Below are 14,694 nucleotides of genomic sequence, written 5' to 3' on the forward strand. Positions count from 1 at the left end.
GTTCCAACCGTAATTCCATCAGGTCATATCTGCTCCTTGCACGTAGTAAGGGTTCGCAGAGTGCCTTGAGGATCGTGATCGTTATCGAGATGAGGCGGATGAGGTCTCGACTAGCAAGTCAAAATACGCAAGCTCGGCGTCGACCGAGTCTCCAGCTATTGGAGCGCAAAGATCTACTGGCGGGTGATTCGACGGTGATGGTCGATTTTGCCGTCGTTTCCACGGCAACGCTTCCGGACGATACCGGCCGTGACGCCATGGCGATGCTTCCACCGAGCATGGAGCGAACCCATGAATGGGATAAGTTCGCAGTCGAGATCTGGGTGCATGGCGAGGGAGATGCACCAGTCGATGTCCAGGATCTGAGGTTAGATCTCGGTTATCGTACCGATTTGACGTCGGCAACTTCGATCCAGTTTGGTCGCTCTTTCGAGGGAGCAGGCTCTTACACAATTGACGACGCAAGTGGTAGTGTCGATCAGATTCACGGTGCGACCGCCGGCCTTACGCTCGGGGCAAATGAGCGGGTTCTGTTTGCACGGGTCTTCTTCCAAGCCGTGCCGCAGAATGGCGATAACGTTCTGCTCGATCGAGAAACAGGAAGCGTTGGGCCTTACTCGCTGGAATTGAATACCTCGAATCTCGCGGCAACCAATGCAGATGCAAACGTCGCGGTATCCCATTCCCCGATGCCGGAAATGGGACTATATCCCGTCATTTACGACCTCAATGACGATCAGCGAATTGGGATGGCCGATTTCGCCGATTTCGCAAAAGTGTTCGGCCAATCGGTTGATTCCCCCAGCGATGGAGACGCGTGGTTTGCTGATTTCAACAAGTCTAGCGCGGTAGGACTCGTCGATTTCTCGTTCTTCGTCCAGAACTTCGGCAAAGATTACACCGACGAGCATATCCAGTTTCCAGATAATTACCCGGATGCGTGGACCCTGCCGGAAGATAATGGCAACGGTGGCGGTGGCGGCGTAGTTGTTGGCGGTGGCGACGATCCCAACGATCCAGGTAACGGGACTGGGCAAGATCCTCTTCCCCCGGTGTTTCTGCTCGACCAGTTCCAGGCCGGCATTGTTCTGCCTGGCACGATGGACATCTTCCAGGTCGTCTTCGCCGGGGTGAACTGGGAAACGGCCGTACAGATTAATCGCCTGACCGGAAGTGCCTCGATCAGTGAAGGGGCGAATCCTGAGGACGACGCCGAAGTACTGCTGACGATCGTTCTTGAGGATGAAGAGCTTTACGAAACCGAGATTGAACTGATCTTTGATGGTGAACTGATCGACACATTGCAAGAGTTCGATCAGTTCTCTGGCTACATCACTGCTTATGTCTCAGAGGTGATGACAGCCGTCCAGGGCATGCTGGAAGACGCCCTCGTGTCGGGCGAATAAACTGCCGACTCATGGGCATTTCCGGGGTCTTACGCTATTAATAGTGCGGTGGTCGCTCGTCGACTGCGGAACGTGGTTGATCTAAAGCCGCATGAAGCTGATCGATTTTCTCGTCGGCTCGATGTAGAAGCGTTTCTAATTTTATGATCCGCTTCTGTTGATCGATGATCACATCGTTCAAGTCAGCCGCAATTCGCTCGAGATGGGCGTATTTTTCTTCAAGCGTTGTAATTCTTTCGACATCGCTTTTTTCGGTCATGGGATGATCGATTTGAGTATGGGGCGTTTTTTTGTTCGTAAAGGCACGGTTAGTGTGGTCTGTCGACGTCCAGGCGAGGGCTGGCTTCTCGGAAATTTCATTGAAACCGAATTGACCGACAGAAGATAGCCGGCTGGAGAGGAGCATAAGGCCAATGCAGCGCGGCGGTTGCGTTGACTTCTCTGTTCTTTTGGACTTAAAATGCTTGACTTAATGTGTCCAAATCACGACTGATTCGCCAGGGCGAATCCATTTCCATAACCGGGTCCAATCCTCTGTCTGGGGCTTATCACGACTTGGTTTTCTACGTTGGCTAGTGAGTTCCGAACGAAATATGTCTATTTCCACGACCAGTATTGAGCAACTGTCAATCAATGCCATCCGAACGCTGTCCATGGATGCGGTCCAGCAGGCCAATAGCGGCCATCCCGGAACGCCAATGGCATTGGCCCCGATCGTCTACACCCTGTGGAACAAGCACCTGAAGTACGATCCGGCGAATCCAAGCTGGCCATCGCGAGATCGTTTTGTCCTATCGTGCGGTCATGCTTCGATGTTGCTGTACAGCACGCTGCACGTCGCCGGCGTTAAAAAAGCAGACGGGGCCAGCGAGCCTTCGATCACGATCGACAACATCCGTAACTTCCGCCAACTGCACAGCCCGTGTGCTGGTCACCCGGAAGTTCACGAAGCTGCTGGTATCGAAACCACTACCGGTCCACTGGGTCAGGGTGTCGCGAACAGTGTCGGTATGGCGATCGCTGGGAAGTGGCAGGCCGCTCGCTTCGATAAGCCAGGATACGACCTGTTCGGTTTCGATGTTTACGCTTTGTGCAGCGACGGCGACTTGATGGAAGGCATTTCGACCGAAGCCGCTTCGACTGCCGGTCACTTGAAGCTGTCGAACCTGTGCTGGATCTACGACGACAACAAGATCACCATCGAAGGTGACACCGATCTGGCGTTCACCGAAGATATGCCTGGCAAGTTCCGTGCGTTGGGTTGGCACGTGGTCGAAGTCGAAGATGCGAACGACCTGGAAGCATTGGATGCGGCGTTTACCGAGTTCAAGAAGACGACCGACAAGCCGACCTTGATCGTCGTGAAAAGCATCATTGCTTGGGGCGCACCGACCAAGGCTAACACGCACGGAGCTCACGGTGCTCCACTGGGCGACGACGAAATCGCCGCCACCAAGAAGGCATACGGCTGGACTTACGACAAGTTTGAGGTCCCAGCGGAGGTCTACGAAGATTTCAACGCCAACCTGGGTGCACGTGGCGCGGAAGCCAAGTCGAAGTGGGAAGCGGACTTTGCTAAGTACAAAAAGGAGAATGCCGAAGCTGCCGCGACTTGGTCGTCGATCATTTCAGGCGAATTGCCAGAAGGTTGGGACAAAGATATTCCGACTTTCCCAGCTGACGCCAAGGGTGTCGCCACGCGTGCTTCTGGTGGTAAGGTCCTCAATGCGATTGCTGCCAAGTTGCCTGGTTTGCTCGGCGGTTCAGCCGACTTGGAACCATCAACCAAGACCGGTCTAACGTTCGAAGGGGCAGGCGATTTCGAGCCGGGGACCTACTGTGGTCGTAACTTCCACTTCGGTATTCGCGAACATGCCATGGCCGCGATCGGCAACGGTATGGCACTTTCCGGTTTGCGTCCGTACGTTTCTACCTTCTTCGTGTTCAGCGATTACCTGCGTCCTTCGCTCCGCTTGTCGGCGATCATGAAGGCACCGGTCCTCTACATCTTTACGCACGATTCGATCGGCGTTGGCGAAGATGGTCCAACCCACCAACCGGTTGAGCACTTGGCTGCAATTCGCGCGATTCCGAATGTTGCCGTCTTCCGTCCTGGCGATTCGAACGAAGTCGGTGCTTGCTACAAAGCCGCGATCGAACTGACCGATCGTCCTTCGGTCATGGTGCTGACTCGTCAGAACCTGCCGACGCTTGATCGTGAAAAGTACGCTTGCTCGGGCAACTCGGCCAAGGGAGCTTACGTGATCGCCGATTGCGACGGAACTCCGGAAGTCCTGCTGATGGGTACCGGTAGCGAGCTATCGCTGGTGATCCAGGCTTACGAGAAACTGACCGCCGAAGGGGTGAAAGCCCGTGCGATCAGCGTTCCTTGCTTGGAATTGTTCTACGAACAGGACGCCGCTTACCAGAAGGAAGTCATGCCTTGCGAGGTGACCGCTCGTGTTGCCGTCGAAGCAGGTATTCAGCAGCCGTGGGATCGCGTGCTCGGATTCCAAGGGAAGTTTGTGGGCATGAGCAGCTTTGGAGCGAGTGCCCCGGCGGACGAGCTATTCCCCTACTTCGGTATCACGGCTGACCACGTTGTGGAAGCTGCGAAGAAGTCGATCGGTAGCTAATTGCACGATTGTCGTAATCGAATCAGCAAAACCCCCTTCCAGTGCGGAGGGGGTTTTTTATTGCGCTGTCAGAATCGGCCTATCCGGTACTTCCCGCACGATTGTTTTAGCGTGTGTCTCTCACTTCGATTCTGACCGAAACCCATTTTTGACCGGTCACATGTCCTAACCTATAGAACAGTAGGCCGTTCCGCGCCACTGAACTTGGCGGCGGTACGCCATGAGAAAACACATGAAGTAATGGACACGTCTCATTTAACGAAAACGACCAAGACATGGACGGCGTAGATCCCCATACTTACGACATCGCGAACTTGGAAGAGATTGCGAGCAAAGCCACTTTGCAGCGGGAGCGTGCGCGCGAGTTTCTGGAACGTCATCGTCAGGGCGTCAGCGAAATTGAGCAGCGTATCTCGCAGCAACTGCAGCAGATATCGCAAAAACTGGTTGAGAAGGAAGGCCATCTCAACGAGCGTGATTCCGCCGCCGAGGCTTCCTCCGAAGACCTCGAGCGCCAGTCAAATGAGCTGGCCGCGTCGATCGATGCGCTGCAAGCACGCGAAGCTGCACTCGAAGCCCAGCTACAGCAATTCGAGGCAGAAAAAGGGACGCGTGCGCAGTGGGAAGCCGAACGTAACGAGCTCATCTCCGCACGCGATCGTTTACATGCTGATCTGAAGTCGGTCAACGATGCGAAGGCCAGCCTGCAGCAGGAGATCCTCGACCAACAGGCCAAGCATAGCGAAGCGCTCAAGAACCTTCAGGCTGCCCAGCAAAATGGCCAAGCTGCGGAAGAGCTACAGAACCAACTGAATGCTCGGATTGCGGAACTGGAGTCGCAACTCGGACAAGTAACCAGCCAGCGTGACGAAGCCAACTCGGTACTTGAGCTGGCTCGCAAAGCTGCCGACGATCGGGCCTCCCATGTATCTGATCTGGAGCAGGCACTCACTAGCGAGCAAAATCGCTCCGACGAATTCCAAAAACAAGTCAATCAACTTCAAGAGCAAGTATCAGGGGTTCAAAACGAACTCGGCTCCTTGCAGGGTGAAAAGCAAGGGATCGAGCAGCAACTGGCCGATACCCGATCGCAAAACGCCGAGCTCGAAGGTAGCCTGCAAGAGCAAAAGCTTCTAGCCGACGATCTCGCTGGAAAGCTGCAACTGGCGGAACAGCAACGCGACGAAGTGAATTCGCGTCTCTCTCAAAACGGCTCGGAAGCCGAGCAACAGATTGCCGAGCTGCAATCGCAGCTGCAAGCCGCTCAGGGCACGGTGCAAGGACTGGAATCGGAGAGGCAGCGACTCGGCGGCGAGATCGATCAAATCAAATCGCAGCTAGAATCTCAGTCGGCTGACCACCAACATACGCTATCCGCGAAGGACGACGAACTCTCGCAACTGCAAGCCAAGCTGGAAGCGGCCGAGCAGGAACGCGGACAGCTACAGCAGAATCTCGATCAGGCTAACCAAGCTGGCGAGGCAGTGGCTTCGCTGCAGCAGGAAGTTTCCGATCTTCAAGCCAAGCTGAGCGAAGCAGAACAAGTCGCGTCGCAAGTTGGGCCACTCCAGCAAGAGCTAGAGCACCTTAAGAGCAGCACGGTCGATCGTTCGCAGTTCGACTCGCAAGTGGCAGAGCATCAGAACACCCTGGCCGCGAAGGATCAAGAGCTGACGCAGCTGCGTGGTCAGCTGGAAGAGGCACAAAAAGGAAACGAAGCGGTCGGTCGACTTCAGCAAGAACTGGAGCAGCTCAAGGCGAGCACCGTCGACAAATCTCAGTTCGATTCGCAAGCAGCCGAGCATCAAAATGCCTTGGCAGCCAAAGAGGGAGAGCTCACCCAGCTTCGCGAGCAACTTGCCCAGGCAGCAGCAGCGAACGATGAAGTCGAACGACTCAAGCAAGAGCTCGAGTCGCTTCAGTCAGGTAGCGTTGACAAGTCACAGCTCGATTCTTTGGCCGCCGAGCATCAATCGACACTTGCTGCGAAAGAAGAAGAGCTCGCTCAACTTCGTACCCAATTGGAAGCAGCTGAAAAGCAGCGTGACGAAGCTCAGCAGAACATGGGCGAAGCAAGTCAGGCTTACGACGCGATCTCGCAATTGGAACAAGAGTTGGATCATCTCAAAGGTGAACGAGATGACTTGTTGGCTCGTCTGGAGAAACGAGATGCCGAGCATGGCGATCTGAATGATTCGCAAGACAAGCTTCGCTTCGAGAACGAATCGCTCAAAAAGCAAATCGAAGAAGCCAACGGCGAGTTGGAAAGCCAGTTGGCGGCGTCACAGGTCGCTCTTTCCCAGGCCCGCGGCGACCATGAACAAAGTCGCGAACAAGTCAGCAGTCTGCGACGTCAGCTGGAGACCCTTCAGGAAGAAGCAGCCAAGCTGCGGGAAGAGAACGAGTCGCTGCAGGCGGGTGGCGGCGAAGTCACCAACGAAGATTTCGCACACCTGCGTCAAGAACGTGATTCGCTGTTAGAGAAGATCGCCGATCTTAAGGATCAAATCGAAGGAGGCGGAGTTCCCGATGACGAACGTGTCCAATCTTTGGAAAGCCGTTTGCAGCTAACCTTGGACGACTTGAAAGATCTCAAGAAAGAGAACGCCAAGCTCGCGAAAGATTTGGAAAACGCTCGCAAGTCGGGTGGTGCGGTCGTCGACGACGGTGGCAGCGACTGGGAGGCGACGAAGCGTCGTATGCTGGCCCAGTTGGAAGCGGAATACAACGACGACGATCCAGATGAAGCCGCTGAGAAGCTTTCCATTCAGGAAGCCATCGATAACGGTCAGCAAGCGGTTGCCGCCAAGGAACGGGAGATCGAAGAGCTGCGCGAACAACTCGAGCAAGTCGAGGCGAATGCTAATGAAGGAGGCGTCGCACATGGTGCTCATGCGATCGCGCAGATGCTCGATCAAGACGAGCTCATTGCTCAAGAACGCGAGAACTTGAAAACGCTACAAGGTCAATGGAAAGAGAAGCTGCGAAAAGCAGAAGTCGACATTTCGGTCGAGCGCGCCAAGATTGCTCGTGATCGAGCCGAATTGGAAGAAAAGATCGCTCAATTGGAAACAGAAAAAGCTCGACTGTCCAAAGCGGCCCCTGCAAAGCCGGGTCAGGAAAAGCCAGCCAAGGGGAATTGGCTGTCCCGTCTTGGGCTTAAAGAGGGGGATTCCTAACCGCAGCTTGATGATTGACCCTCGGGTGGTGGGTACGCTTAATTGAGATGGGCTAGTATCGGTGGCCTGAAATCGTAGGATGGTAGGCTTTCTGTTCGCAATTAGGACCATCCGACGGGCCAATGACCCGACGGACTACGACTAACAGCATGTCGAAGTTCACGCACCACATCTTTGTCTGCGGCAAATGCAAGCCGTCCAAGCGGCGTCCAAAGGCCGATTCGCATGATCCTGGTAAGTTACGCGCTGCCTTGAAAAAGGAAATCAAGCGGCTTGGGATCAAAGCGGACGTGCGTGCCAACGATTCCGGTTGTTTAGACCAATGCGACGACGGTCAGGTCGTTGTGATCTATCCGCAAGCGATCTGGTATGGCGGAGTTGGCGTGGAGGATGCCGAACGCATCATTCACGAGACAATTCTGGCCGGAAATATCTTAGAAGACTTACGGATTCCCGACGAACTACTAAGATGCGGCAAAGCGGCGAAGAAAGACAAATCGACCGCGGCTGAACCGACGCAGGGAGACTAAGGGCTCACGTTCATGCGAATCGTCATTCTAGGAGCTGGGACCGTCGGAACGTGGATCGCGGACCTGCTGTGCCGAAACAATCACAGCGTCACCGTGGTTGAAAGCAATCAAGATCACGTCCGCGCGATCAATGCCGAACTCGATATCCGCGCCATACATGGTTCCGCGTCCGAATCGGCGATCTTGTTCCAAGCGGGCATCATTGGCTGCGACCTTTGCCTGGCGTTGACCGGCGACGACGAAGTGAACATTGTCGCAGCCAGCATGGCGAAAGCGATGGGAGCTCGGCGTAGCGTGGCACGTGTCTACGGACGGGTTTTCCGTGACCTGAGCACGTTTGATTATCAGCGACATTTTCGGATCGACCGCTTTCTGAGTCTTGAGCATCTTTCCGCGGTCGAATTCGTCCGTGCGATCCGTTCGCCTGGTAGCGCGGTGCTCGAGAACTTTGCCCGCGGCGAACTGGAAGTTCAAGAGATCATCTGCGACGATCCCGCACCGGCTACTGGCAAGCCGCTCAAGGAAGTGGGCCTGCCCAAGGGGGTGCGTGTTGGAACGATTCAACGGCAAGGCAAGACCTGGATTGCAGGGGCTGGTGACTCGATTCAATTGGGCGATCACATCACGCTGATTGGAACCCGCGAAGAAATCGACAACGTCAAATCAAAGTTTGAGGTGAAGTCATCACCGGTTCGCTCGGTGGTGATTGCTGGCGGCGGTGAAACGGGGCTCGCTTTGGCTCGTATGTTGGAAGGCCAGCGATACCACGTGACGATGATGGAAGAGAACATGGAACGCTGCGAGTTCCTGGCACGCTTGCTGGAACACACGACGGTCGTGCATGCCGATGCGACCCGAAAGGCGATCCTCGAAGAAGAGCGTGTTGGCAAGACCGACGTCTTTGTCGCGTGCACCGGCGACGATGAAAACAACATCATGTCCTGCGTCGAGGCTCGCGAAATCGGCGCGCCTGAATGTATGGCGATTGTACAGCGGCCAGACTACGCCAACGTGGTCGAGAAGCTGGGTATTAACTTGGCGGTTAGCCCGCGAAATGTGGTTGCCCGGCAAGTGTTAGGACTGCTTAATAGTGGCCCGATCATTTCCAAGAAGAACTTGCCTGGAGGCGGGATCGCCATCGTCGAGTTCGAGGTCATGCCTGGCGTCAAAGCGACGCAACATGTCATCGCTAATCTTAAACTGCCGACTCACTGTCTGATCGCGGCGATCCTCAGTTCCGACTACGTTCGTGTGGCTTCCGCCGACGATCGTCTGACGCCTGGCGACACGGTAATCGTGCTAGTGGACGAAGCTTCGTTGGATCCCGTCGTGAAGTTGTTCGACGAAACTTCCTAATTGCACTTAATCTTAGGGCATCATGAACTATCGCTTGGTGTGTCGACTGCTTTCGATCGTCTGCCTGATTATTGGCGTGACGATGGTGTTCAGCCTGCCTTGGGCTTGGCCGCAGTTGGGGCACCGCACCGGCGAAGACTTCCAGCAATTTGAAACGTACGGCTTCCTTGGCCTGATCTATTCGATTTTGCTAAGCATTATTAGTTGGGCCGTGTTCTGGCGAATTGGTCGTCATGCTCAGGGAGATTTGTATCGCCGCGAAGCAATGGCGGTCGTTGGGCTGAGTTGGCTTGTGGCGACCATTTTGGGAGCGATGCCGTATATTCTTAGCGGATCGTGCAACAAGTTGGCCGTGCGATTGTTCGATTCGTACGAGCTTGCACCCCAAGTCTATGGCGACCCGGTCTCGCCGCTAAACAAAGAACAGTTTGCGTTGGTGCATTCGTTGGTGTCGGCAGGCGCCAAAGGGCTTTCGCCACAGCGATTGGCGGAACAGTACGATGCCAAGATGAAGCATTACGAGCCAGGTGATCAGCCGACTCAGGACTTCAAAAACGTTTTTGACGAACTAAGTGAGGTGCCCCATTGGCGAGGCGTGCTGATTCGTCCTGGGCAAGATCCCGATAGTCCGCTCGATCGATCCGAGCACTATCGCATTCGTAGCGTTCGCATGAACATCGCCGACGCCATCTTTGAATCGCAATCAGGTTTCAGTACGACTGGGGCCACCGTAATCGCGGATCTGGAAGATCCGATCAGTCTGCCGCACTGCGTCTTATTCTGGCGAAGCAGTACGCACTTTCTCGGCGGTTTAGGGATCATCGTGCTATTCGTGGTGATCCTAGGGCAAGGCTCCGCGGGTAAAGCGCTCATGCGGAATGAAATCCCTGGCCCAAGCAAGGAAGGATCTCACTCTCGTATGCAGCATACAGCCTGGATGTTCGCCGGGCTGTATTGCGGCTTAAATGTGATTCTGACGGCACTATTGTGGGTGTTGGGGATGAACTTCTTCGATGCGATTTGCCACGCATTTGGTACGTTAGCAACGGGCGGTTTTAGTACATACAATGCGAGCCTTGGTCACTTCTATCAAGTCGATCATACAAGCGGCGCTTGGATTGAATACGTCGTTATCGTCTTCATGGTGCTTGCCGGATCGAACTTCACGTTGCTTTACTTCTTGATGATCGGTCAGGCTTATCGATTGATCGGTGATATCGAGTGGCGATACTACATGGGCATCATTGTCGGCGTGACGATTTGTGTTGTCTGCTTCGGAATGGTTTACGATGACTTCATCATCGATCCCAACACGTCGTTCTTTACCGAAGCCCAACTGGCGCTGCGCAACGGATTGTTCCAAGTGGTGTCGATTATCACGACAACCGGTTACGGTACGCATGACTTTGATAAGTGGAACAGTTTTGGCCGCGGTGTGCTGTTTTTGCTGATGTTTGTTGGTGGTTGTGCTGGTAGTACAGGGGGTGGATTGAAGGTGATTCGCCACATCCTCTTCCACAAGATTTTGTTTTTGCAGCTAGAAAAGTCGTACCATCCGTCGGTTGTGCGTCCGTTACGTTTGGGTGGCAAGCCGGTCGATGACCCTGATTTGCAAACCAATATTTTGATCTACTTCAGCTTGATTCTCGTTCTGTTCGTGTTCGGTTGGTTGTCGATCGTTACGCTTGAACCCGATGCGACATGGGGAACGACCGACGAGCATATCGAACACAAGTTAATCGATAGTGCCACCGCCGTCGCGGCGACACTTAACAATGTCGGTCCAGGCCTCGGGATCATTGGCGCCACGCAGAACTACGCCAATTTCAGTTGGTGGACGAAGCTGCTCTTTACTGCGTTGATGATGATCGGGCGACTCGAGATTTTCGCCGTTTTGGTGCTCTTGATGCCACGATTCTGGCGGTCGCGATAGGCAATTCGGTCAAAATGATGCGCAAACGCCTCATTGATTGCCACGTGCTTGCAAGCTACGCGTGCTAGAACTTTAATAGAGATTAACCTCCGCGCGCTTCTCTTAGGAGAATTCCCCTCAAATGCGATTTGCTATTTTCTGTCTGTTCTTGACCGCTGGATTTTTGCAGACGGACGCTTACGCGCAGCGCCGTCAGCAGCCTAAAGAAGAACCCCTTTCGTTGCCAGCCGATCCACGGTTGGTTGAAATTCATCGTGAGTTTGTCAGCAAAGCGGAAAAGCTTGGTGATGAGTATGCTCGCAAGAAAGATTGGGAGAAGGCCCGCGTTGCCTTCACAGAGATCTTGAAACTGGTTCCCAATTACAAGCCAGCCGTCGAGAAGATGAAAGTGATCAACGGCGAGCTGTCGACCGCCAACAAGAAGATCGTTACGGTTGAAGCTCGCGAAGGCTGGCAAGATACCGGGATCGATGTCGTCGCGGGAACGCCGATTACGTTTCGAACCGAAGGGGAATGGATGTTCGCCCACATCGGGGACGCCAACGGTTTAGAAATTCCACGTGAAATGCGAGACTATCGTCTTGGTTCGCTGATCGGCGTTGTGGCCAAGTCGGCTGTTCCAGATAAGGATACCGTTCCATTCACGATCGGCACCCAAAAGCAAATGGGCATGCCACAGACTGGCCGCTTGTTGTTGAAGATGCACGATATCTACAACGATGACAATCGCGGATCGATTCGTGTAGAGATTACTGGCAACTTCTAAGCAAGGATGCAGTCACTTGGCCGAAGCGACAAAAGAGCCGCCAACCCTCGCGGCCAGGATTGGTTTGTGGCTCGGCCCGTTGGCCGCGATCGTCTTGTGGAGCATGCCCACGGTTGGTTCTTGGTTGGCGGTTGATCTTCAACTCAAGCCGGTCGATCAACCGCTTAACGCCATGGCAGGCGCGTTTGCCTGGATGGCGATTTGGTGGTTAACCGAAGCCATTCCTTTGGCAGCGACCTCGTTGTTGCCATTAGTCCTGTTTCCGCTGCTTGAAATTCAGCCAGTCAAAGAGGTTGCCGCTGCGTACGGCGATCACAACATCTTCCTCTTCCTGGGCGGCTTTCTGATTGCCCTGGCGATTGAACAAGCTGGTCTGCATAAGCGACTCGCGCTAACGATCGTCTACATAATGGGGGATAATCCGGCCCGGCTGCTGTTGGGGTTCATGCTGGCGACAGCGCTCATGTCGATGTGGATCTCGAATACCGCGACCACGCTGCTGATGTTGCCGATCGCTACGAGCATTCTGGCAGTTGCCGACTTGAAACTGATCAACGAATCGTCGCGGAAGAACCTGGGAATTGGATTGATGCTGGGTATCGCGTATTCAGCCAGTATTGGTGGTGTGGCCACCCTTGTCGGAACGCCGCCGAACATCGCCTTCGCGTCGTTTTATCGCGATACGTTTCCCAACGAGCCGAACGTTTCGTTCCTGGCTTGGATGTTGATGGCCCTCCCCTTCTCTGCGGTGTTCCTGTTTGTTGCTTGGGCGGTTCTGGGATATTTGTTGTATCCCGTAAGCAGCAAAGAATCGCTTGGTGGTCGCGCGGTGATTTTGGACGAGCTTCACAAGTTAGGGCCTTTGTCCGCCGCAGAGTGGCGCGTCGGTGCCGTCTTTTTTGCGACCGCATTGCTGTGGATCTTGCGCGAGCCGGTCGAAGGTTGGGGCTGGGGAATGGCGTTCGTCACCGAAGATGGCAAGCAGTACGTGAGTGACGCGACGACGGCGATCGCCATGGCCGTGCTCTGTTTTCTAATTCCCCGAGGTGGCCAGAGCGAGCCTCGTCAGCCGCTGCTCAATTGGGATGTGACCGTGAAGGTTCCTTGGGGCGTGTTGCTGCTTTTCGGTGGAGGCACCGCATTAGCCAAAGCGGTCAAGGCTTCCGAATTCGATCTCTATCTGGGATCGCACATGGCGAGCCTGATGAGTGATATGTCGCATTCTGCGATGGTCGTGGTGACGGCCACGGGGATGATCTGGTTGACGGAGTTCACCTCGAACTTGGCGAGTGTGCAGACGTTCAATCCTGTGCTAGGCAGTGCATCGCAGGAGCTCGGTGTGCCTCCCTTGTTGCTGTTGGTCCCGGCAACATTGGCCGCAAGCTGCGCCTTCATGATGCCAGTGGCCACACCGCCGAATGCCATCGTGTACGGTTCTGGCCGCGTGCCGATTGGTAAGATGGTGAAAGCGGGAATCGTGCTTAACATCATCTCGATCATTCTGGTTTCGACCACCGTCCTGGTGCTGGGACGAATCCTGATCGGCAGCGCCTAAAAAAGGAGGCCTGATATCAGACCTCCTTCGAATTGGCATGCGGAACCAAACCGGACTAGTTCGCACCCAGGGGGAACGAACTGACGATCGGCGGCAGATAGCTGGAAATGTAATATGCTTTCGGAGCCGAGAGCTCGAGCATTTTATCCCAGTTCATCGCTTTGCTTTGCGATAGGCCTATGTCGAATAGCGAGGTTGGTTGCGTGTAAGTTACCACGCGGGTCGAACCCACTTCGATGTTGGCCAACTCGGCAGCCCGCGCAACGGCTTCTTCAATGAAACCAATCTTATCGACCAAACCGGAGTCCAGTGCTTGATTTGCCGTGAAGATCTCGCCGGTCGCCAGCACATCAAGCTTTTCAGGATCGGCCGCGAACTGAGGGCGTCCTTCCTTGACGATGTCTTTGAATCGCCCAAACGCCTGGTTGACGTATTCCTGCAAGATTTCGCGATTCTCTTCCGACATTTCACGGGTCATAGTCAGCATCTGCTTGCGCGGGTGACTCATGATTGAGTCGTCTTCAACGTGATATTCCTTCATCAGTCCCGAGACGTTGTAGTGCGGAATGATTACACCAATCGAACCCGTGGTGGTGGTCGGTTCGGCGAAGATCGAATCCTTTTCGTCCTCCACCGCCATCGACACGTAGTAACCGCCCGAAGTCGCCATGGCGCCCATGCTGACGACCAACGGAATGTCCCGTTCTTCCTTCAGCTTCTTCAGATGATGCAGGATATAGTCCGATCCGGTTACGGTGCCGCCGGGCGAGTCGACACGGACGACGACTGCCTTGACATCTTTGTCCTCGCGAACGAGATCGATTTGCTTGCGGATGTAGCCTTCGCCTGACATGATGACGCCGGTGATGTTGATCACGGCAATCTTGTCGTCGGCGGACTTATCGCCGGAGAAGTATTTCTCGGACACACCTTCGGTGGTGTTGTAGTAGCTTGCCGAACTGATGGCTTGCGCCAAGATGATCGGTACGCAGAACATGACACCTAGCCAGCCAAAGACTGCTAGGATTCGCCAGAGGATACTGCCACGCGAGCCGTTCTGGATGATGATTTGCTGAGGAGGCGGTGCTTGGGGGGAATTGGAAAGCGGTTGGACCATGTCCGAGGGATCCTGATTGGCCATAATTCGAGGGTCCTGCCTGCAAAAAAAAGGAATTTCGTATTCAAACTAAGCCGCAGTGGGGGTACGTAGTTTCCGTTATTCTACGTTCCAGCCAGGGAGTGGCAATTTGGCGAAGCGGCTTGCCTGGCAATTCAGCCAATTTATGAGAGGTTTCCACTCTGGTGTTGTCAAAACATGCCCAATCCCGGTAAG

At 54.5% G+C, this 14,694-nt stretch carries 10 protein-coding genes; 8 read left to right on the forward strand and 2 right to left on the reverse strand.

The window, feature by feature from the left end; all coding sequences use genetic code 11:
• The first annotated feature begins 98 nt into the window (after positions 1-98).
• Positions 99-1,406, forward strand: a complete 1,308-nt coding sequence (locus C5Y83_RS03180) for a hypothetical protein (RefSeq protein ID WP_146117603.1) — start codon at positions 99-101, stop codon at positions 1,404-1,406.
• A gap of 37 nt (positions 1,407-1,443) precedes the next feature.
• Here C5Y83_RS03180 and C5Y83_RS29300 read toward each other — a convergent pair whose 3' ends face one another.
• Entirely contained in the window at positions 1,444-1,665 is a 222-nt protein-coding gene (locus C5Y83_RS29300; protein WP_158262212.1) for a SlyX family protein, read from the reverse strand.
• Positions 1,666-1,999: 334 nt separating this feature from the next.
• On the opposite strand from C5Y83_RS29300, the gene tkt reads away from it, so the two are divergent.
• From tkt to C5Y83_RS03220, 7 genes are all read left to right on the forward strand, one after another.
• Complete coding sequence (gene tkt, locus C5Y83_RS03190) at positions 2,000-4,042, forward strand: transketolase (protein WP_105328201.1); 2,043 nt, start codon at positions 2,000-2,002, stop codon at positions 4,040-4,042.
• A gap of 275 nt (positions 4,043-4,317) precedes the next feature.
• The gene (locus C5Y83_RS03195; RefSeq protein ID WP_105328202.1) at positions 4,318-7,221 is read left to right on the forward strand and encodes a hypothetical protein; all 2,904 of its coding nucleotides are present in this window, start codon (positions 4,318-4,320) and stop codon (positions 7,219-7,221) included.
• A gap of 149 nt (positions 7,222-7,370) precedes the next feature.
• Positions 7,371-7,751, forward strand: a complete 381-nt coding sequence (locus C5Y83_RS03200) for a (2Fe-2S) ferredoxin domain-containing protein (protein ID WP_105328203.1) — start codon at positions 7,371-7,373, stop codon at positions 7,749-7,751.
• A gap of 12 nt (positions 7,752-7,763) precedes the next feature.
• A complete protein-coding gene (gene trkA / locus C5Y83_RS03205) occupies positions 7,764-9,107 on the forward strand; it encodes a Trk system potassium transporter TrkA (RefSeq protein ID WP_105328204.1) in 1,344 nt (447 codons plus the stop codon).
• Positions 9,108-9,129: 22 nt separating this feature from the next.
• Positions 9,130-11,040, forward strand: a complete 1,911-nt coding sequence (locus C5Y83_RS03210) for a TrkH family potassium uptake protein (RefSeq protein ID WP_233207065.1) — start codon at positions 9,130-9,132, stop codon at positions 11,038-11,040.
• 121 nt (positions 11,041-11,161) lie between these two features.
• The gene (locus C5Y83_RS03215; protein WP_105328205.1) at positions 11,162-11,806 is read left to right on the forward strand and encodes a tetratricopeptide repeat protein; all 645 of its coding nucleotides are present in this window, start codon (positions 11,162-11,164) and stop codon (positions 11,804-11,806) included.
• A 16-nt stretch (positions 11,807-11,822) separates the two neighbouring features.
• Positions 11,823-13,361: an SLC13 family permease gene (locus C5Y83_RS03220; protein WP_105328206.1), complete on the forward strand. Its 1,539-nt coding sequence runs from the start codon at positions 11,823-11,825 to the stop codon at positions 13,359-13,361.
• Between the two features lie 55 nt (positions 13,362-13,416).
• Here the strand turns inward: C5Y83_RS03220 and sppA are convergent, their stop codons facing one another.
• The gene (gene sppA, locus C5Y83_RS03225) at positions 13,417-14,478 is read right to left on the reverse strand and encodes a signal peptide peptidase SppA (RefSeq protein ID WP_105328373.1); all 1,062 of its coding nucleotides are present in this window, start codon (positions 14,476-14,478) and stop codon (positions 13,417-13,419) included.
• Between the last annotated feature and the right edge of the window lie 216 nt (positions 14,479-14,694).

Source organism: Blastopirellula marina (assembly GCF_002967765.1).
GTDB classification, from domain to species: Bacteria; Planctomycetota; Planctomycetia; order Pirellulales; family Pirellulaceae; genus Bremerella; species Bremerella marina_A.